This is a genomic window from Sphingomonas sp. (assembly GCF_050725575.1).
GTDB lineage: Bacteria > Pseudomonadota > Alphaproteobacteria > Sphingomonadales > Sphingomonadaceae > Sphingomonas.
Map to the genome: position 1 here is coordinate 94,713 of NZ_JBOHHW010000002.1, position 18,343 is coordinate 113,055.

General features: G+C 64.9%; 20 protein-coding genes. 9 read left to right on the top strand and 11 right to left on the bottom strand.

The genetic code is table 11. From position 1 onward, the window contains the following. Positions 1–22: 22 nt before the first annotated feature. The 5 genes from ACRECS_RS01645 to ACRECS_RS01665 all read left to right on the top strand — a co-directional run bounded on the left by ACRECS_RS01645 (position 23) and on the right by ACRECS_RS01665 (position 3,643). A complete protein-coding gene (locus ACRECS_RS01645; RefSeq protein WP_431581208.1) occupies positions 23–631 on the top strand; it encodes an outer membrane protein in 609 nt (202 codons plus the stop codon). A gap of 80 nt (positions 632–711) precedes the next feature. Then, on the top strand, positions 712–1,386 hold the full coding sequence (locus ACRECS_RS01650; protein ID WP_431581209.1) for a response regulator transcription factor: 675 nt from the start codon (positions 712–714) through the stop codon (positions 1,384–1,386). Further along, positions 1,383–2,720: a sensor histidine kinase gene (locus ACRECS_RS01655; protein WP_431581210.1), complete on the top strand. Its 1,338-nt coding sequence runs from the start codon at positions 1,383–1,385 to the stop codon at positions 2,718–2,720. Before ACRECS_RS01650 ends, ACRECS_RS01655 begins: the two co-directional genes overlap by 4 nt. Before the next feature lie 49 nt (positions 2,721–2,769). Continuing rightward, entirely contained in the window at positions 2,770–3,150 is a 381-nt protein-coding gene (locus ACRECS_RS01660) for a hypothetical protein (protein WP_431581211.1), read from the top strand. 124 nt (positions 3,151–3,274) lie between these two features. Further along, positions 3,275–3,643, top strand: coding sequence for a hypothetical protein (locus ACRECS_RS01665; protein WP_431581212.1), 369 nt, complete (start codon positions 3,275–3,277; stop codon positions 3,641–3,643). Positions 3,644–4,049: 406 nt separating this feature from the next. Here the strand turns inward: ACRECS_RS01665 and ACRECS_RS01670 are convergent, their stop codons facing one another. The 3 genes from ACRECS_RS01670 to hisC are packed head-to-tail and all read right to left on the bottom strand — an operon-like array spanning position 4,050 to position 6,907. Beyond that, on the bottom strand, positions 4,050–4,886 hold the full coding sequence (locus ACRECS_RS01670) for an alpha/beta fold hydrolase (protein WP_431581213.1): 837 nt from the start codon (positions 4,884–4,886) through the stop codon (positions 4,050–4,052). Positions 4,887–4,898: 12 nt separating this feature from the next. Beyond that, entirely contained in the window at positions 4,899–5,807 is a 909-nt protein-coding gene (locus ACRECS_RS01675; protein ID WP_431581214.1) for a prephenate/arogenate dehydrogenase family protein, read from the bottom strand. Next, positions 5,807–6,907 carry a histidinol-phosphate transaminase gene (gene hisC, locus ACRECS_RS01680; RefSeq protein ID WP_431581215.1) on the bottom strand — a complete coding sequence of 367 codons (1,101 nt, stop codon included), beginning with the start codon at positions 6,905–6,907 and terminating at the stop codon, positions 5,807–5,809. Before hisC ends, ACRECS_RS01675 begins: the two co-directional genes overlap by 1 nt. A gap of 145 nt (positions 6,908–7,052) precedes the next feature. Between hisC and metX the strand changes: the two genes are divergently transcribed. The 3 genes from metX to ACRECS_RS01695 all read left to right on the top strand — a co-directional run bounded on the left by metX (position 7,053) and on the right by ACRECS_RS01695 (position 9,290). Beyond that, a complete protein-coding gene (gene metX / locus ACRECS_RS01685; protein WP_431581216.1) occupies positions 7,053–8,216 on the top strand; it encodes a homoserine O-acetyltransferase MetX in 1,164 nt (387 codons plus the stop codon). Further along, complete coding sequence (gene metW / locus ACRECS_RS01690; RefSeq protein WP_431581217.1) at positions 8,213–8,800, top strand: methionine biosynthesis protein MetW; 588 nt, start codon at positions 8,213–8,215, stop codon at positions 8,798–8,800. Before metX ends, metW begins: the two co-directional genes overlap by 4 nt. Positions 8,801–8,870: 70 nt before the next feature. Beyond that, complete coding sequence (locus ACRECS_RS01695; protein WP_431581218.1) at positions 8,871–9,290, top strand: response regulator; 420 nt, start codon at positions 8,871–8,873, stop codon at positions 9,288–9,290. Here the strand turns inward: ACRECS_RS01695 and ACRECS_RS01700 are convergent. The 6 genes from ACRECS_RS01700 to ACRECS_RS01725 all read right to left on the bottom strand — a co-directional run bounded on the left by ACRECS_RS01700 (position 9,277) and on the right by ACRECS_RS01725 (position 15,269). Beyond that, positions 9,277–10,824: a sensor histidine kinase gene (locus tag ACRECS_RS01700; RefSeq protein ID WP_431581219.1), complete on the bottom strand. Its 1,548-nt coding sequence runs from the start codon at positions 10,822–10,824 to the stop codon at positions 9,277–9,279. The genes ACRECS_RS01695 and ACRECS_RS01700 overlap by 14 nt on opposite strands. A gap of 63 nt (positions 10,825–10,887) precedes the next feature. Then, a complete protein-coding gene (ssb, locus tag ACRECS_RS01705; RefSeq protein ID WP_431581220.1) occupies positions 10,888–11,415 on the bottom strand; it encodes a single-stranded DNA-binding protein in 528 nt (175 codons plus the stop codon). A 10-nt stretch (positions 11,416–11,425) separates the two neighbouring features. Then, complete coding sequence (gene feoB / locus ACRECS_RS01710) at positions 11,426–13,321, bottom strand: ferrous iron transporter B (protein WP_431581221.1); 1,896 nt, start codon at positions 13,319–13,321, stop codon at positions 11,426–11,428. Between the two features lie 22 nt (positions 13,322–13,343). Next, positions 13,344–13,610: a FeoA family protein gene (locus ACRECS_RS01715; protein WP_431581222.1), complete on the bottom strand. Its 267-nt coding sequence runs from the start codon at positions 13,608–13,610 to the stop codon at positions 13,344–13,346. Between the two features lie 43 nt (positions 13,611–13,653). Beyond that, positions 13,654–14,319 carry a COQ9 family protein gene (locus ACRECS_RS01720; protein WP_431581223.1) on the bottom strand — a complete coding sequence of 222 codons (666 nt, stop codon included), beginning with the start codon at positions 14,317–14,319 and terminating at the stop codon, positions 13,654–13,656. Next, positions 14,316–15,269: a DMT family transporter gene (locus ACRECS_RS01725; protein WP_431581224.1), complete on the bottom strand. Its 954-nt coding sequence runs from the start codon at positions 15,267–15,269 to the stop codon at positions 14,316–14,318. The genes ACRECS_RS01720 and ACRECS_RS01725 overlap by 4 nt, the downstream gene beginning before the upstream one ends. A gap of 83 nt (positions 15,270–15,352) precedes the next feature. Between ACRECS_RS01725 and ACRECS_RS01730 the strand changes: the two genes are divergently transcribed. Then, the gene (locus ACRECS_RS01730) at positions 15,353–16,444 is read left to right on the top strand and encodes an alkene reductase (RefSeq protein ID WP_431581225.1); all 1,092 of its coding nucleotides are present in this window, start codon (positions 15,353–15,355) and stop codon (positions 16,442–16,444) included. A gap of 14 nt (positions 16,445–16,458) precedes the next feature. Here the strand turns inward: ACRECS_RS01730 and ACRECS_RS01735 are convergent, their stop codons facing one another. Together ACRECS_RS01735 and ACRECS_RS01740 are read right to left on the bottom strand one after the other, a co-directional pair. Further along, positions 16,459–17,844 (bottom strand): cytochrome P450, encoded by a 1,386-nt coding sequence (locus ACRECS_RS01735; RefSeq protein WP_431581226.1) that lies wholly within the window; start codon positions 17,842–17,844, stop codon positions 16,459–16,461. A gap of 52 nt (positions 17,845–17,896) precedes the next feature. Next, the gene (locus ACRECS_RS01740) at positions 17,897–18,343 is read right to left on the bottom strand and encodes a hypothetical protein (RefSeq protein ID WP_431581227.1); all 447 of its coding nucleotides are present in this window, start codon (positions 18,341–18,343) and stop codon (positions 17,897–17,899) included.

The following is an 18,343-nucleotide window of genomic DNA, read 5'->3' on the forward strand; positions in this document are numbered from 1 at the left end:
TTCAGAATCAAGGACGTGTACAATGAAGAGTTGTTACCTGATTGCCGCCGCCCTGGCGCTTGTGCCGACAGCATCGCTCGCTCAATCGACCGAAGACGCCACATTCAGCGGCGTCAAGATCGGCGCATCGCTGGATTATCGCTGGCACGATGGCGACTATTCGCTGCCGCGCATCGCAACCAGAATCGACGAAAAGCGCGGCGGCATCGGCTATCGCGCACATATTGGCTATGACGCGCAGATTGGCAGCGCATTCGTGATTGGCGGGGAGGCCGGGTTCGGGCGCGGCGGAAAGACGCTGCGTACGGAGAGCGTGGCGGGCGATTATTCGATCAAGCCGCGCTGGAACTGGGATGCCTCCGGACGCGTCGGCGTCCTGCCCGCCCCGTCGGTGCTCCTCTATGGGCGGGCCGGCTATAGCTGGCTGCGGGTACGCGAAAAGACCGACTTTCGCGACATTGCCCTGAAGGACAAGGAAAGCAGCGCGACCGAAGGCGGAATCCTCTACGGCGGCGGTATCGAAACCGCGATATCCTCCGGCTATTTCTTGCGCGCGGAGTATGATCGCGTGAACTATGGCGACGGCTTCAAATCGTCGAAGATTCTGTTGGGAATGTCGGTGGGCTTCTAAAACAGCCCCGATATCATCGGCCAGGCGGCGCATATGAGCCGCCTGGCCGATGCCGGCAGGGCGGAAACCGGGAGACGATCTTGCGAATCCTGCTGGTCGAAGACGAGATGGAGATGGCAACCGCGTTGCGCACCGTGCTGGAGCGGGAAGGCTATGTGGTGAACCATGTCGCCAGTCTTGCCGATGCCCGCGAGGCGTTGTTGTCGAGCTGCGGCGATCTTGTCCTGCTCGACCGTACGCTGCCCGACGGCGACGGGCTTTCGTTGCTGTCCGAGTTGCGGCACGGCAATCCGGGCATGCCGGTCATCGTCATCACGGCGCGCGGCGACGTGATTGATCGCGTCTCCGGCCTCGATCACGGCGCCGACGACTATCTCGCCAAGCCGTTCGCGATGGAGGAAATGCTTGCCCGCATCCGCGCGGTGCGGCGGCGGCCGACCAGCCTGCCCACCCAGCAAGTCCAGCTCGGCCGGCTCGTCTATGATCTGGTCAATAACGAGGCGATCGTCGCGGGCAAGCGGCTCGACCTGCCGCGGCGCGAGCTGCTCGTGCTTGCCGCGCTGATGCGGCGGCGCGGCCGCACCGTGCAACGCGGGGCGCTGGAAGACGCGGTCTATGGCTTCGATGACGAAATCCAGTCCAACACGCTCGATTCGCACATATCGCGGCTGCGCCGGCGATTGGCGGAAGCGGGCGCCGGCGTCGAGATCCATGCCATTCGCGGCGTCGGCTATCTGCTGTGCCAGCCGGCGTGAAGACAATAAAGGCGACCTCGCTCAAGCGACGCCTGATCGCCAGGTTGCTGTTCTTCCATTCCGGCATCCTCCTTCTGTTCGGGGTGATCTTCGTCGGCTATCTGGTCCGGGCGGACGAGGGCGGCGTACTGGTCAGTCCCGAATTCGCGAGAGTCGCGGCGCAGGCGATCTCGCGTGCCCCGGATGGACGGCTCCGCTTGTGGGAAACCGACGAGCTTGCCGCGCTGCGGCGCAACGTACCCGATTTCTGGTTCGTTGCGCGCAATGATCGCGGCGAGGTGGTGACGACCGGCGAGACACCCGAAATGTACCGGTCGATGGCCCAGCATCTGGACCGGATGACCTTTGCGGATATCCGCGACACGACCGCGCCCTTCTCCAATCTGGCGATCATCCGCCGTGCGTCGGGACCCGCCGGGGAGTTTACCGTGTTCGGCAAGGGAGATTTGTTCAGCATGACATTCGTCGTGCTGTTCCTGTCCAACCTGCTGATGATTCCGATCCTCGGCCTGCTGGCGGTGGTGACTCTCGTCGCCACGCCGCTGATCGTGCGACGTGCCCTGGCGGGTCTGTCGGTCATCGCCGACGAGGCCGGACGGATCGATATCGACCGCCGCGGCCACCGCCTTTCGGCGGCCGACATCCCGCTGGAAGTCGCGCCGCTGGTCGGCGCGGTCAACGGCGCGCTGCAGCGGCTCGACGAGGGGTATGATCGCCATCAGCGGTTCATCGTCGACGCGGCGCATGAATTGCGGACGCCGATCGCAATCCTCCAGGCGAAGATCGAGGCATCGGGCGACCGGATGATCGCGCAGCGATTCGGACGTGACGTCGCACGCCTCGCCACGCTCGCCGAGCAGTTGCTCGATCTTCAGCGGATCGGCCGGACCGCACCGCCGGACGACGTTGTGAATCTCGGTGCGATCGCCCGCCGGGTGGCGGCCGACCTAGCCCCCCTTGCGATTGCCCATGGCCGTGACCTGGAAGTCGTCGATCTCGGTGCCGGGCTGGTGCGAGGGGATCCGCCTGCGATCGAGCGCGTGCTGACCAACCTGATCCAGAACGCGATCGAACATGGCGGCTGCCGGGTCGTCATTCGGGTCGACGGCCCTGTCATCGATGTCGAGGATGACGGTCCGGGAATCCCGATCGAAGAGCGCGATATGGTGTTCGAGCCGTTCCACCGCCTGCGCGCCCGACAGACCGGCGCTGGCCTTGGCCTGAATCTGGTCCGGCAAGTCATGGATCGACATGGCGGCTGGGTGGAGGCGCTCGATGCGCCCGGCGGCGGCACGATCATGCGGCTGGAATTCGTTGCCGCGCCGCAACCCTGACGCAACCTTCTCGCCGCACGTCGGCTCTCCAACGACAATGGAGCCAGTGATGAGATCGCGTCTTTCCCTGAATCTGCCCGTTCTGGCCGTGGCGACACTGTCCCTGGCCGCTTGCTCAGCGGATATCATGCGGGGATATATGGGCCGCTCGCCCGAAGCGGTGATGGCGAAGTACGGACCGCCGGTCGACGTCCGCGACCTGCCCGATGGCCGGCGTGCCTATCAATGGCTGGAGGTCGAGACGACCACCCAGCAAGGGGAGGCCATCACCCGTGCCGAGGGCGGCCGGCATGGCGGCCGGCCGAAGATACGCACCGAGTACGCGCCGAGCACCACCCACGAGCAGCGCTGCTTCTATACCTTCTATGCCCACCGCACAGCGGATGGCTGGCGCTTCGACGATTTCGCGAAGCCCGCCCTGGGCTGCTGACCGAGGCAATGGGCCTCCGGCTCGCGCCATGCTGCGGCAATGTCCGGCGCCCCTTCTTGCATCGCGGCCCCAAGGAGGTCGGCGTGCAAGGAATAAGATGATGGGGCCGAATCCGGGAAGATGGATGTTGGCGACAAGCGCCGGCGCGTGGCTGATCGGCGCGATGTCGGTCATCGGCCCCACCCATGCGCAGGACCGGCCGGGCGAGCGACGGGAAGAGCGTTTCGCGCGGCCACATTGCGGCGATCCGGGCGGCGATCCGAGCGGCGATCCGGATGGTAGTAATCGCCTGCGCTGCGACGGCGAGCAGGGGCGCTGGATCTCCAGCGTGGAACGGTACGATAAATGGCGTCGCGGCGAGCGCGAACGTGAGCGCAGGCGGCAGAAAGATACAAAGACCAGCGACGTGGTGGCCGGCGCGGTCGGCATTGTCGTCGTCGGTGGAATCATCGCGGCTATCGTCCGCAACAAGAAGAAGGCGCGTGAGCGGTAGCGCTGGCACCGACCAGTACGGCAATTGTGACGAGCGCATCGGCAAAAGCGTCCATGCGTTGCGCCTGACGCCGTGCGCGACAATGGCCGTTCGATCCGATCCGCACGCTCCCTGTTCCTGCACTAAACTCCCTGTTTCTCCCTGTTATTCGGGAAAACAATTTTTTCGGTCTGGCGGACGCATTTTGACCGAAATTTTCCAATGTTTCCCGGTACCTTACTTCCAATCTCCCTGTTATCAATAACAGGGAGATAACAGGGAGCGGCCGCTCCCTGTTCGTGCCGGAAACAGGGAGTGCGGCGGTAGCTGTTCGTCATGTCAAAGAGCGGTGCCGAAACCCGACCCGCACATGTTGCCGCGTCCGATGCCGGCGTTGAATCGGCCCGCCGTTTCTAGGGTCTGGACCCTAGCCTTGAATGAACGCCGCGATCTTCGTTGCAACCTGGCGCGGCTCTTCGTGCTGAATCCAGTGCGTCGCTTCGTTGAATCGCGAGATGCGTGCATCGTCGCACATCGCCGCAGCGGCATCGGCGAGATGAGCGCCGAGAAAGCCGTCCTTCATGCCCCACAGGATCAGGGTCGGAACGCGGATGCGCCCGAGCGGGGCACGTGGCACCCGCAGCGCACGATAATAGTTGAGCATCGCGGTCAACCCGCCGGGGCGCGACCAGCTTTCCACATAGGCGTCGAGATCGCCGGCATCGAACGCGAGCGGGCGCGAGGTGCGGGTGAGCGAGCGGCGCAGCGCGCGGTAGCGGAACGCGCCGAGCAGCGCCTCCGGGAGGCGCGGAATCTGGAAGAAGCCGACATAAAGGCTGCGCAATATCTGCGCCGGGTGCGCGCGCATCTCGGCCTTTACGGTATCGGTGTGCGGCGCGTTCAGGATGATCAGCTGGCTCAGCCGCTCCGGATAGCGCGCCGCGACCGCCCAGGCGACGATCCCGCCCCAGTCATGCCCGACCAGCGCGAAAGTCGGCGCGCCAAGCGCATCCGCCAGGCCGACCACATCGGCCGCCAGCGTGTCGAGCGCATAGGCGTCGCGTCCCACCGGCACATCGCTCTTGCCGTAACCGCGCAGATCGGGCGCAACCACCCGCAATCCCTTGTCGGCAAGCGGCTGCATGACCTTGCGCCAGGCACGCGATGTTTCGGGAAAGCCGTGCAGCAGGATGACGAGCGGGCCGTCCGTCGGCCCCACTTCCTCGATATGCAGATTGAGCGCGCCGACCGATATCATCCGCATACCCCGCCCCGATCAATCATGGCTGCGCCCGAAATCGGGTGCCGGATCGTCCTGACCCTGTTCGATGATGCCGCGCCGGATTGCCCGGGTGCGTTCGAAATGGTCGAACAGTTCGTCGCCCTTGCCGAGCCGGATCGCACGCTGCAGCGCGGTCAGATCCTCCGAAAAGCGCTGCAGCATGTCGAGCACCGCCTCGCGATTGGACAGGAACACATCGCGCCACATGGTCGGATCGGACGCGGCGATGCGCGTGAAATCGCGGAAGCCGCCGGCGGAATATTTGATCACTTCGGACTGAGTCACTTCCTCCAGGTCCGAGGCTGTACCGACGATGGTATAGGCGATGAGATGCGGCAAATGGCTGGTCACCGCGAGCACGCGGTCGTGATGGTCGGGCGCCATCAGTTCGATATCGGCGCCAAGCCGCCGCCAGAATTCGGCGAGGCGCTCGACCGCGACCGGATCGGCGCCCTCGGCCGGGGTCAGAATGCACCAGCGTTTATGGAACAGGCTGGCAAAGCCCGCTTCGGGCCCGCTGCGCTCGGTTCCCGCGACGGGATGTGCCGGGATGACCGTTGCACCGGGCAATGCCGCGGCGAGCGCGCGCGCGACCTCCGCCTTGCACGACCCGACATCGCTGACGACCGCATCGGCGGGCAGATCGGCGGCGAACCCGGCGGCAGCGGCAGCCATTGCGCCGACCGGCACGCACAGGATGACCAGATCGGCATCGATCACCGCTGTCCCGGCCGTGTCGGTGATATCGTCGCACAGCTGCAACGCATCAGCGGTCGCGCGGACCTCCGGATCGGCATCATGGCCGGTCAGCCGCACCGTCGGCATGGCCTGGCGCACCGCGCGCGCGATCGAGGAGCCGATCAGCCCGAGCCCGATGATCGTGACACGTGCAAAGGGCAGCATCAGGCGGTCTTTTCGACCAGTTGACGTAGCGCAGCGGCGACGCCGCGCGTCTCCTCCTCCGTACCGATGGTGATGCGCAGGCCGTGCGGCAGCCCCTGGCCGGGCAGCCAGCGGACGATATAGCCCGCATCCATCAGCCCCTTATACGCGACCTCGGCGGTCAGCGCGCCTTCGAACAGGACAAGGAGGAAATTGGCCTTGGACGGCACGGCGCGCAGGCCGGCATTGCCCAGCGCGGCGATCTGTTCCGCGAACCAGGCGCGCCAGGTCGCGTTGTGCGAGCGGGTATGTTCGACGAATTCGGCATCGCCGACCGCCGCGACCGCGGCTTGCTGCCCGGCAATGGTGATGTTGAAGGGCAGGCGGATGCGGTGCAGTGCCTCGACGATCGCAGCCGAAGCATAGCCCCAGCCAATCCGTTCGGCGGCGAGGCCGTGGATCTTCGAAAAGGTGCGCGTGACGAGCACATTGGGCGCAGTCATGGCCAGCGCCATCCCACCGTCATCGTCCTGCGGATCGAGATATTCGGCATAGGCCTGGTCAATCACGAGCAGCACATGGCCCGGCAGGCCGGCATGGAGCCGCGCAATTTCCGACGCCGGCGAATAGGTGCCGGTCGGGTTGTTGGGATTGGCGATATAGACGATGCGGGTCTTGTCGGTGACATGGCCAAGGATCGCATCGACATCAGTCGCATAATCCTTGTCCGCCGCAATCACCGGCACCGCGCCGACGCGCCGCGCGGCGATTTCATAGACCGCGAAACCGTAATGGACGAAGATCACCTCATCGCCCGGTCCGGCGAACGCACCGGCGGCGAGATGGAGAATCTCGTCCGAGCCATTGCCATAGATGATGCGCTGCGGATCGAGCCCGTGCTTTTCCGCCAGCGCCTCGCGCACGATCGCGCCGCTCGCATCGGGATAGCGTTCGAGCGACTGCTTCGCCGCCGCAAAGGCTTCGCGCGCCTTGGGCGAAGTGCCGAGCGGATTCTCGTTCGACGAGAGCTTGGCGACCTTGCGGCCATCATCCGTGGTCGAGCGGCCGGGGATGTACGGCGCGATCGCCATGATCCAGGGTTTGGGTATCGGTGCGGTCATGGCCGCGGGGCATAACGTTCCGCCACGAATTGACAAGGATTGGCGGGTGTTTCTGTCCCCCGGCCGCTTCGCCCGGGAGGCATGATCTGCCCAAACCGAGTGCAGGGTGTTCACAAGCGCCAGCGAACTCGCTAGCGCCTGCGGCGTGTCCACCACTGATCAGCGCTTCGGCCTTGCCCGTACTGTCACCTTGCCCGGCCCGCTTCGGCTCGATGGCGGCGGACTGCTCTCGCCGGTCGATATCGCCTATGAAACCTATGGCACGCTGAATGCCGAGGGCAGCAATGCGATCCTGATCTGCCACGCGCTGACCATGGATCAGCATGTCGCGAGCGCCCATCCGCGGACCGGCAAGCCGGGATGGTGGGCCGGCATGGTCGGCGCGGGATTGCCAATCGACACCGACCGGCACTTTGTCGTCTGCGCCAATGTCCTGGGCAGCTGCATGGGGTCGTCGGGCCCGGCGAGCGTCAATCCGGCGACCGGCGCGCCCTGGGCCATGGCGTTTCCGGTCATCACGATCCGCGACATGGTGCGTGCGCAGGCGATGCTGCTCGATCATCTCGGCGTCGGCGTGCTGCATGCGGTGGTCGGCGGGTCGATGGGCGGAATGCAGGCGCTGAGCTGGCCCGCCACTTTCCCCGAACGGGTCAGGGCGGCGGTCGTGATCGCATCGACCGCGCGCCATACCGCACAGAACATCGCTTTTCACGAAGTCGGTCGCCAGGCGGTGATGGCCGACCCGAAATGGCGCGGCGGCGACTATTATGGCGGGGATCAGGGCGTAAATGGTCAGAATGGCGGCGATCCGCCCGCCGCCGGGCTGGCCGTGGCGCGGATGGCAGCGCACATCACCTATCTGTCCGAAGCCGGGCTGACCGAGAAGTTCGGCCGGCGGCTGCAGGCGCGGCCCGACCGGCCGGACGGTGCGAAATCATTCGGGTTCGACGCCGATTTCCAGATCGAGAGCTATCTGCGTCATCAGGGCATTGCGTTCGTCGATCGCTTCGACGCCAATTCCTATCTCTATATCACTCGCGCGATGGATTATTTCGATCTCGCCGAGGAGCATGGCGGGCATCTCGCAAACGCATTCAAGGCAAGCAAGGCGCGCTTCTGCCTGATCAGCTTCGACACCGACTGGCTCTATCCGACGCCCGAATCGCGCGCGATCGTCCATGCGCTCAACGCGGCGGGCGCACCGGTCAGCTTCGTCGAATTGTCGAGCCCGTTCGGGCACGACGCGTTTCTGCTCGACTCGCCGGAGATGAACCGGGTGATCGACGGCTTTTTGCGGGTCGGCGCGTGACGCTGCGCCCCGATCTGGCGATCATCGCCGACAATGTCGCGCAAGGATCGCGCGTGCTCGATGTCGGGTGCGGCGACGGCGCGCTGATGGCGGCGCTGCGCGACACGCGCGGCGTCGATGCGCGGGGGCTGGAGATCGAAGCGGCCAATGTCGCGGCGGCGGTGTCGCGCGGCCTGTCGGTGATCCAGGGCGATGCCGATACCGACCTGGCCGATTATCCCGACGCCAGTTTCGACTATGCGATCCTCAGCCAGACCCTGCAGACGACCAGGCGCCCGGACGCCGTGCTCGATCAACTGCTCCGGATCGGCCAGCGCGCGTTCGTGTCCTTTCCCAACTTCGCGCATTGGCGGGTGCGCGCGTCGCTGCTGTGGGGCGGGCGGATGCCGGTGACGCGGCTTTTGCCCGAACAATGGTTCGACACGCCCAATATTCACCATGTCACGATCGATGACTTTCGCGCGCTGGTAAATGATCGCGGACTCACCGTTGAAGGCGCGTGGTTTCTGTCGGGCGACAAGCAAACGACCTCGGCGGCGGCCAATTTCCTGGCCGAACATGCGGTGTTCCTGCTGAAGAATTGATCTCGATCAGGAACAAATGACGGTCCGCATGGTTCTTGGCAGGAACAACCGCTTGGAACCGCCTAAAAGAATGTCCGCAACCGCGATCATCGTAGAAGACGAGATCTTCGTCGCCCTCGACCTGGAACGCATCCTCACTGGTGCGGGCTATACGGTGAAGGCGATCGCGGCGGACAAGACCGGCGCGATCCGGGCGGCGGACGAAGTGGCGGGCGAGTGCAGCTTCGCCCTGGTCGACATCAATCTGCGCGATGGCCCGACCGGGCCCGATCTGGCGAAGACGCTGGCACGCGATTACGGCATGAAGGTTGTGTTCGTGACCGCCAATCCGGGTCAGATCGCGTGCCCCAGCGGCGCGCTTGGCTATGTCCGCAAGCCGTTCAGCGATTCCGCCATCCTTGCCGCCGCGGCGTTGGCCAGCGCCAAGAGCAAATTGGCGCCGGGTGCAAACGATGACTTCGTTCTGCTAGACGAGCCTAGCGCCGGCTGAAGGCCGATACCGGCACGCGCACCGTCATGTGCAACCCCGCAGCATCCCATGACCGGTCGATCGCGCCGCCCAACTGGCGCACCACGCTCATTTCGATCAGTTGCGACCCGAAGCCGTGACTGGCCGGCGGCGTCGTCACGGTCGGCCCATTATGCTCGACCCAGTTCAGCACCACGCCGTCATGGTCGATCGCGCAGTCCAGCGTGATATGGCCGCTATCGATCGACAGCGCGCCATATTTGGTCGCGTTGGTGGCGAGTTCATGGAACAGCAGCGCCAATGGTGTCGCAGAGCGGTCATCGATCTCGACATCGCTCCCACTGACCATGATCCGTCGCCCGCCGATCGGCTGATAAGGCCGGAAAAGCTCATCGAGCAGGCCGTGCAGGCTGGTCTGGGCCAGCGCAGGGGCCGATTGGGCGCTGTGCGGCCGGACGAAATCATGCGCCCGGCCCAGCGCCGTCACCCGCGCGCGTAAATCCTCGGCGATCGGCGAGAAACCGGGATTCATCCGCGCCGCAAAGCTGATCAGGCCGGAAATCACCGCGAAGATGTTCTTGATGCGGTGGCTCAGTTCCTGCGCGATGACCTCGCGCTCCTCGCTTGCCTCTTTCTGTTCGTGAATGTCGGTGCAGGTGCCGAACCAGCGCGTGATCGTGCCGGCATCGTCGCGAATCGGCAGCGCCCGGCCCAGGGTCCAGCGATAGGCGCCATCGGCACGGCGCAGCCGGTATTCGAGTTGATAGGGGTCGCCGCTTTCCAGCGACTGGTGCCAGATGGTCCAGGCGCGATCGCGATCCTCGGGATGGAATATGCCATTCCATTCCTCTCCGTCAGTCGATCCTTCCGGCACGCCGGTAAAGTCGTACCAGCGCGCATTGTAATAATCGTGATAGCCGTCGGGCCGGCTCGACCACACCATTTGCGGCATCGAATCGGCAAGCACGCGGAAGCGATTATGGCTTTCGGCGAGCGCGCGGTGGCTGGCATTTTCAGAATCGCGCCAGGCAGCGGCGTCACGGCTGTCGTTGAGCCGCTCCATCACCGATCCCGCCAGCGTCACCAGCCCCTGGCGCTGCAGCGGGGTGAGACCGGTACGCGGCACGGAATCGATCACGCACAATGACCCGAGCGGCGTCCCGTCGGCGGCGATCAGCGGGGCGCCGGCATAGAAACGGATATTGGGCTCGCCGGTGACGAGCGGATTGTCGGCAAAGCGCGGGTCGCGGGTCGCATCGGGCACGACCATCACATCATCGCCAAGCATGGCGAACGCGCAGAAGGAGGTTTCGCGCGGTGTTTCCGTCGCCGCCAGCCCGGTGCGGGCGAGGAAGGTTTGGCGCCGTTCCTCAACCAGGCTGACCAGTGAGATCGGCGCATCGCACAGCGCCGCTGCGAAATCGGTGATCGATTTGAGCGCCGAACTGTCACGCAGCGATTCGATATCGTGCTGAGCGATCGCCGCCGTACGGGCCGATTCGTCGATACGCCAGCCGCTCGCGGCCGGCGTATCGGTGGAGGAGGTGTCAGTCATGCGAGAGGAGAACGCCCGCGGGCCGTTTCGGGTTCAAAACGGCCCTTTCGAGGCGCCTCGTCATCAGAACGGCACGTCGTCGTCTAGATCGTCTGAGAAGCTGCCCCGGCTCGCGCCGCCCGACGACCCGCCGCTGCGGCTGCCACCGCCATAGCCGCCGCTCGAACCACCGGCGAAATCATTGCCGCCGCCGAAATCGTCACGCGATCCGCCGCCGCCCGATCCGCCAGCGGCACCCGGCGCGCCGTCGAGCATGGTCAGGACGCTGTTGAAGCCCTGCAGCACGATTTCGGTCGAATATTTGTCCTGGCCCTGCGCGTCCTGCCATTTGCGGGTCTTCAGCGCGCCTTCGATATAGACCTTGCTGCCCTTGCGCAGATAGCGCTCGGCGACATTCGCCAGCCCTTCGTTGAAGATCGCCACCGAATGCCATTCGGTTGCTTCCTTGCGCTCGCCGGTATTCTTGTCCTTCCAGGTGTCGGACGTGGCGATGCGCAGATTGACGACCTTGCCGCCATTCTGGAAGCTCTTGCTTTCGGGGTCGCGACCGAGATTGCCGACCAAAATCACTTTATTGACGCTGCCCGCCATAACGTACTTCCTACAATCCGAGTCCAATGGCGGCCCAATAAGTCGCCCCAGCAGCGATGTAGGCGAGCGCGAACAAATAGCCAACCATGAAGGCAGGCCATTTCCATCCATTGGTCTCGCGCCGGGTGACGGCGATGGTCGAAATGCATTGCGGCGCGAATACGAACCACATCAGGAAAGCGAGCGCGGTGGGCAAACTCCAGCGGCCACGCAGATTTTCCGACAGCTTGCCCTGGCCGGCCTCGTCCTCGGGATTATCGATCGCATAGACCGTCGCCATCGCACCGACCGCCGCCTCGCGCGCGGCCATGGCAGGCAGCAGCGAGAGCGCGATATCATGGTTGAAGCCGATCGGCCTGACCACCACCTCGATCCCCGACGCAATGCGACCGGCAATCGAATATTCGCTTTGCCGCTGTCCCGCCGGCGCGACCGGGTAGCTTGCCAGCACCCAGAGCAGGGCCACGGTCGCCGCGATCGTCGTGCCAGCGCGCTTCAAAAAGATCAGCGCCCGGCTCCACAGCCCGAGCGCGACATCGCCGAGGCGGGGCCATTGATATTTGGGCATTTCCATCATGAAGCCCGATGACGGCCCCTTGGTCACCGTGCGGCGCAGCGCGAGCGCGGCGAAGAACGCGCCGACGACCCCGAGCACATACAGGCCAAGCATGACCAGCCCCTGCAGCCCGACGAACGGCAGGATTCGGGTATTGGGGATCAGCGCGCCGATCACCAGGGTATAGACCGGCAGCCGCGCCGAGCAGGTCATTAGCGGCGCGATCAGGATGGTGGTCAGCCGGTCTTTTTCATCATCGATGGTGCGCGTCGCCATGATACCCGGCACGGCGCAGGCGAAGGATGAGAGCAAGGGAATGAAAGCGCGCCCCGACAGGCCGACACTGGCCATCAACCGGTCCATCATGAACGCCGCGCGGACCATATAACCGGTCGCCTCGAGCACCAGGATGAAAGTGAACAGGATCAGGATCTGCGGCAGGAACACGATCACCGCGCCGACCCCGGCAATCACGCCGTCGCTCAGGAAGGAGCGAACCGCGTCGATGACGCCGTCACCCAGCACCAACCGGATAAAGTCCGGCACTGTTGCGGCACGGACGCCGCTTTCGATCCAGGCGAACAGCGATTCGATCCAGCCGATCGGCGTTTCCGACCAGGCGAACACCGCCTGGAACATGACAAACAGAATGGTCAGCAACAGGATCGGGCCTGCCACCGGATGCAGCGCGATTGCATCGAGCATGTGCGTCCAGCGCCGCACCGCGGTTTCGGACACAGTCGAGGCGGCGGCGATGCTGCGCGCGCGGCGTTGCAGCGTGACGATGTCCTCGCCGACATGGCCTTCGCTCGAGCGCAGGCGCACCGCGGCGCCCGATCCGATCGCACCGGTCAACGCAGCCTTGAGCTCATCCAGGCCGCGCCGGCGCACCGCCACGGTGGGGATCACCGGCACGCCGAGTTCGGCCGACAGCTTTGCCGCATCAAGCGTCAGCCCGTCGCGCTCGGCTAGGTCGATCATGTTGAGCGCAACCACCACCGGCAGCCCGAGCGCAATCAATTGCAGCGTGAAGCGCAGATGATTGTCGAGATTGGCGGCATCGACGACGATGACGATCGCATCGGGCAGCCGCTCGCCGGCCTGTGTCCCGGTCACCACGTCGCGCGTCACGCGCTCATCGGGGCTCGACGGATCCAGGCTATAGGCGCCGGGCAGATCGACCAGGTCGATCGGGCGGCCATCGGCCAGCGCAAGCTTGCCCGAATGGCGTTCGACCGTGACCCCGGGATAATTGCCGACCTTTTGCCGCGCGCCGGTCAGCGCGTTGAACAATGCGCTCTTGCCGGCATTGGGATTGCCGACCAGCGCCACCAGTGGAATCGTCGTCATCTAGGATATGTGTCCATCGATCCTAGCGGTGCAGTGGCGACACGCGGATCGTTCCGGCAACCGTGCGACGCAGCGCGACAGTCATGCGGCCGATGCGGCAGGCCATCGGCCCCCGGCCGAGCGGCGAGCGATGCAGCACCTCGACCCCGACGCCTTCATCGAAGCCGAGTTCGCGCAGACGCCGCGCCTCGGGAATGCTCAGCCCCTGCCAGTCGATACCCGCCACCACCGCGCGCTGGCCGCGCGGCAACGACTCGAGGCTGATGGCGATGGTGGTCATGGCGTCCATGATGCGACTGATTATCAATAACTCCCCATTCGCGCCAGCGGAATTACACCACTGGGTAGCGCAGCCGGCCGATAAAGCGCGACAGGCTGGGCCGGTGCGCGGTGCGCGCGAGGAAACCGGCCTTGGCCTTTTCGAAGCGCATGATGCCGTCGATGCGGCGCGACAGAAATGCGCTGGTATCGGCGTGCCCCGCGCTCTCATCGTCAAGGAACACCGTCAGCGTCGCGGCATAGACGCCGGCGAGCATCGTACGTTTGGTATAATGATTATAATCGGTCGCGGTGTCGCCGGCGGCGCGCCACATCAGATCGGCGGCACGCCAGCCGAGCCTTGCGCCGCGCACGATATTCTGCGGCAGGCTGAGGATCGCCAGCGCGCGGCGCAGTGCCTCGCGGTTGGGCGCGGTGACGGCGAGCCGTGCCTCGACCAATGCAGTGATCTTCGCCCGCACTTTCATCGTCGCGAGCGTTTCGGGCGGCAGCGCCGCGAGCATGGCGCGGTCCACGCTCGCAAACCAGGCGTCGATCATGTCGACCGGGCCATCGGAAAAAGCAAGCAGGGCGATGTCGCGATCGACCTTCGCCATATCCGCGGCGGCATCGCGCGCGGCGTCGCCCCAGCCGTCGAACGCGGCATTGGTGGCGATCAGCGGGGCGAGCGCCTCGCGCACTTCGTCCAGGGTCGGATCCTGCGGCAGCGCATCGGTCATCGCGGCGTCTCCTCCGGAGCCAGTTCCTCGGGCTCCAATCTAGGCTCAGTGCCGCCGGGCGCAAGCGGTGCCGGGCGGGGCGTCCGCCGTACCAGCACCAGCGCCACCGCGACCAGCACTGCACCAATCCAGTCAGCGGTACCGAGCCGTTCGTTATAGACCAGCCAGCCGACCGTCGCCCCGACGATCGGCTGCGTCAGCAAGCCGAGACCGACGATCAGCGGTGAGAGCTGGCCAAGCGCATAGATCATCAGTCCCTGGCCGAACACCTGGCTGGCCAGTGCAAGGCCGATCAACGGAGTCCAGTTGTCAGGCAGGATCCGCTCGCCCAGCGCCCAGGCGAACACCAGCAGCGGCAGCATCCCGGCGATCGTCGACAGCGCCAGCGCGGGCAGCGGCGACATGGTGTCGCGCGCGCGCGCCATACAGATGAAATAGAGCGTGTAGAGAATGCCGGCGAGCAGGCAGAGCAGGTCGCCGGCCAGGTTGCGCGGGTTGAGGCTGTAGGACTGGCCCATCAGCAGCGCCGCGCCGATCGCGGCGAGGATCAGCGCTAGGCCCTGCACGCGAGTCGGCCAGGCACGCATGATGAGAAAGCCGTAGATCGGAAAGATCAGTGTCGCGGCGTTGCCGAACAATGTCGCATTGGCCAGCGTGGTGCGCAGGATACCGAGATGCCAGCTGGCCAGATCGGCCGCGAAGCTGATCCCGGCAATGGCGATCATCAGCCATAGTCCCCAGTTCAGGCCCTTGCCCCGCCAGCCGCCGGCAAATGCTGCGCCGAGCAGCAACGGCGCGGCGAGCGTCACGCGCCAGAAACCGGCGGCGACCGGCCCGGTATCGGCAAGACGCACGAACCATGGCCCGAACGCGAGCAGCATGTTGGACGCGATCAGCGCGGCAAAGGCCAGGCGATGCAGCGCGCGGGGCGTGTCGGTGGTTTCAGCCATGCTAGTTTTTCTTGAGTCCGGGGAGGTGCATGCTGCGCCTTAGCGTCCTATCTGGTCGGCGTCAGGTAGCAAAAGGAAACCGAATGCCCAGCCTGTTTGATCCGATCCAGCTTGGCGCGATCCAAGCACCCAACCGAATCCTGATGGCGCCGATGACCCGGAGCCGCGCGACCCCGCAGGGCGTGCCGACCGGCCTGATGGTCAATTATTATGCACAGCGTGCGAACGCGGGGCTGATCATCACCGAGGGTACCGGGATCAGCCGAGAGGGGTTGGGCTGGCCATTCGCGCCGGGGCTGTGGACCGACGAGCAGGTCGAGGCGTGGAAGCCGGTCACCGGCGCGGTCCATGCCGCAGGCGGCCATATCGTCGTCCAGCTCTGGCATATGGGCCGTCAGGTTCATTCGTCGGTGATCGGCGGGCAAGCCGTATCGTCATCGGCGACCGCCACCCCGGGCCAGGTGCATACCTATCAAGGCAAACAGGATCACGAGACGGCGCGGCCGCTCGACATCGACGAGATTCCACGCCTGCTGAATGATTATGAGCTGGCGACACGCAACGCGCTGGCCGCCGGGTTCGACGGGGTGCAGATCCACGGCGCGAACGGCTATCTGATTGACCAGTTCCTGCGCGACAATGCCAATTTCCGCGACGATATCTATGGCGGCAGCATCGATAATCGCGTGCGCCTGATGCGTCAGGTGGTCGAGCGCGTCGCCTCGGTCGCCGGGGTCGAGCGCACCTCGATCCGCCTGTCGCCCAATGGCGAATCGCAAGGCGTCGATGACAGCAATCCGACTGCGCTGTTCACGACGGCGGCAAAGGCGCTCGACGAGATCGGCATCGCCTTCCTCGAATTGCGCGAACCCGGGTCAGACGGCACTTTCGGCCGTACCGACGTGCCCAAATTGTCGCCGGCGATTCGCGAAGTGTTCAGCGGGCCGCTGGTCGTCAATTCGGACTATACGAGCGTCGAACAGGCCCAAGCCGTGCTCGATGCGGGCACCGCGGATGCGATCGCGTTCGGCCGTACCTTCCTCGCCAATCCCGACCTGCCCGAACGGCTGCGCATGGGCGCGCCGCTCAACCAGTCGAACTGGAAAACCTGGTACAGCCAGGAGGCCGAAGGCTATACCGACTATCCGGCACTGGAGAGCGTTACGGCGGAATAACCGGAAGACCTAGCTCAGCTCAGCGGGACGAAGCGGAGCGGCAGCCCATCCTTTGGCCGGGGGATGGGCACGCTTTGCCAGGAACGCCCTGCCCCCGGGTCAAGCTCGATCTGATAGCGGCTGAGCAATTGCACCATCAGCAGCTTGATCTGCATCGTCGCGAAATGCAGCCCAAGGCACATATGCGCGCCGCCGCCGAACGGCACCCAGGCATATTTGTGCCGCCCCTTGCTCGCCTCGGGCGTGAAGCGCAGTGGATCGAACCGGTCCGGATCGGGCCACAAATCCGGCATCTGATGCGTGTGGCGGATGTTGATGCCGATAAACGTCCCGGCGGGGATGTCGTAGCCGCCGAAACTGAAATCCCTCAGCGCGCGCCGGGGCAGCGACGGCACCGGCGGGATCAGCCGCAACGCTTCCTTGAAGGCATATTCGGTCAGCACCAGCCGGTCGAGCTGGGTATGCGGCACGCCGGCATCGTTGAGGCCGAGCGAGAGCACTTCCTCCCGTAACCGGTCCTGCCACTCGACATTGCGGCCAAGCAGCATGACCAAGCTGGTCGCCGACGAAGTAATGGTGTCGTGCGCCGCCATCATCAGGAAATTCATATGATCGATGATCGCGGCATCGCTCAATGGCTGCCCGTCCTCGTCGACCGCGCGGCAGAATTGCGAAAAGAAATCCTGCCCGCCTTCCCCGGCCGCATCGAGCGCGCGCCGCTTCGGGATTTCGCGCGCGAAAATATCCATCAGAAAGGCGCGCGCTTTGACGCCTTTACGCATTTTCGTACCCGGCAGAGGGAGACGGATCGGATCGACCGTCGCCTGCACTTCATCCACAAAAGCGCGATTGATCTGCTCGGCTTCTTCACCGAGCGGCATGCCGAGAAAACTCTCCGCCGCGAGATCGAGCGTCAGCGCCTTGATCGCGTCGTAGAATTTGATCGGCTTGCCCGACCAGCCGGCGACTTGGCGAGCGATGCCATCATTCATGCTCTCGGCATAATGACGCATCGGTTCCGGCTTGAACGCAACCGACAATGTCTTGCGGTCGGCGCGGTGCTTCTCGAAGTCCATCAGCATCAGTCCGCGCGGGAACAGCAGGTTGAGCAGCGGGCCCCAGCCCTGTTCCGACGAGAATATCTTATCGCGGTCGAACAGCACCAGCTCATTCGCTTCAGGACCGAGCAGCGCGAGGCTGGGCCCGCCAAAGACATTCACGCGGTAGACCCGGCCATAGGCCGCTTCCATGCGACGGGCAAAAGCGATCGGATCCTTCAGCATCCTGAGCGTACTGCCGATAAAGGGCAGGCCGTCCTCGCCAGGGATACCCCGTAGGGCGCGCGGTGCCGGACGCGGCAGCCAGTGGGGATTCGCCTCGAAGCTATGCGCGTAAGCCATGCCGGATCTCCTTACTTACATCAGTATAAGTAAGAGTCGGGACAATTGAAAGTCAGTGTTCGGCGGACTCGCGTTCGGCGCGGTCGAGCCATGCCGTGAGTATGCTGCGCACGCCCTTGCGCAGCCCCGGATTGAGCAGGACGAGCGGCGCGACGAGAAACCAGGGGTTGGAGATCACCACCAGCGCGAAAGCGAACGATGCGGCGTAGACACCGAGCTTCAGGCGCGCCAGCATCTGCATGCGGGCCGCATCGAGCTTGATGGTGCGCGGCGCGCGATCGTCGTAGAAGGGGTGGGTGGTGATCTCGGCGCTGCCGTCGAAGCGGGTCTGTTTAGGCAAGGACAGTTTCAGCGACCCGGCGGGTGCTCCCCCGGGCGATTTGGGCAGCGGCGACGGCGCAGTTTGTACCGGTCTGCCGCTCTCGGCCCAGGTGTCGATGACGAAAAGCCGGCGATCCTTCTCGATCACGCGGTAGCGGGATGCCGGCACCCCGCTCAT

Bases quoted from the DNA above. Each gene is read 5' to 3' on its own strand.
- ACRECS_RS01645 (WP_431581208.1), top strand. From the start codon at position 23: ATGAAGAGTTGTTACCTGATTGCCGCCGCCCTGGCGCTTGTGCCGACA.
- ACRECS_RS01660 (WP_431581211.1), top strand. From the start codon at position 2,770: ATGAGATCGCGTCTTTCCCTGAATCTGCCCGTTCTGGCCGTGGCGACA.
- ACRECS_RS01665 (WP_431581212.1), top strand. From the start codon at position 3,275: ATGTTGGCGACAAGCGCCGGCGCGTGGCTGATCGGCGCGATGTCGGTC.
- ACRECS_RS01670 (WP_431581213.1), bottom strand. From the start codon at position 4,886: ATGCGGATGATATCGGTCGGCGCGCTCAATCTGCATATCGAGGAAGTG.
- ACRECS_RS01675 (WP_431581214.1), bottom strand. From the start codon at position 5,807: ATGCTGCCCTTTGCACGTGTCACGATCATCGGGCTCGGGCTGATCGGC.
- hisC (WP_431581215.1), bottom strand. From the start codon at position 6,907: ATGACCGCACCGATACCCAAACCCTGGATCATGGCGATCGCGCCGTAC.
- ACRECS_RS01695 (WP_431581218.1), top strand. From the start codon at position 8,871: ATGTCCGCAACCGCGATCATCGTAGAAGACGAGATCTTCGTCGCCCTC.
- ACRECS_RS01700 (WP_431581219.1), bottom strand. From the start codon at position 10,824: ATGACTGACACCTCCTCCACCGATACGCCGGCCGCGAGCGGCTGGCGT.
- ssb (WP_431581220.1), bottom strand. From the start codon at position 11,415: ATGGCGGGCAGCGTCAATAAAGTGATTTTGGTCGGCAATCTCGGTCGC.
- feoB (WP_431581221.1), bottom strand. From the start codon at position 13,321: ATGACGACGATTCCACTGGTGGCGCTGGTCGGCAATCCCAATGCCGGC.
- ACRECS_RS01715 (WP_431581222.1), bottom strand. From the start codon at position 13,610: ATGGACGCCATGACCACCATCGCCATCAGCCTCGAGTCGTTGCCGCGC.
- ACRECS_RS01720 (WP_431581223.1), bottom strand. From the start codon at position 14,319: ATGACCGATGCGCTGCCGCAGGATCCGACCCTGGACGAAGTGCGCGAG.
- ACRECS_RS01725 (WP_431581224.1), bottom strand. From the start codon at position 15,269: ATGGCTGAAACCACCGACACGCCCCGCGCGCTGCATCGCCTGGCCTTT.
- ACRECS_RS01730 (WP_431581225.1), top strand. From the start codon at position 15,353: ATGCCCAGCCTGTTTGATCCGATCCAGCTTGGCGCGATCCAAGCACCC.
- ACRECS_RS01735 (WP_431581226.1), bottom strand. From the start codon at position 17,844: ATGGCTTACGCGCATAGCTTCGAGGCGAATCCCCACTGGCTGCCGCGT.
- ACRECS_RS01740 (WP_431581227.1), bottom strand. From the start codon at position 18,343: ATGAGCGGGGTGCCGGCATCCCGCTACCGCGTGATCGAGAAGGATCGC.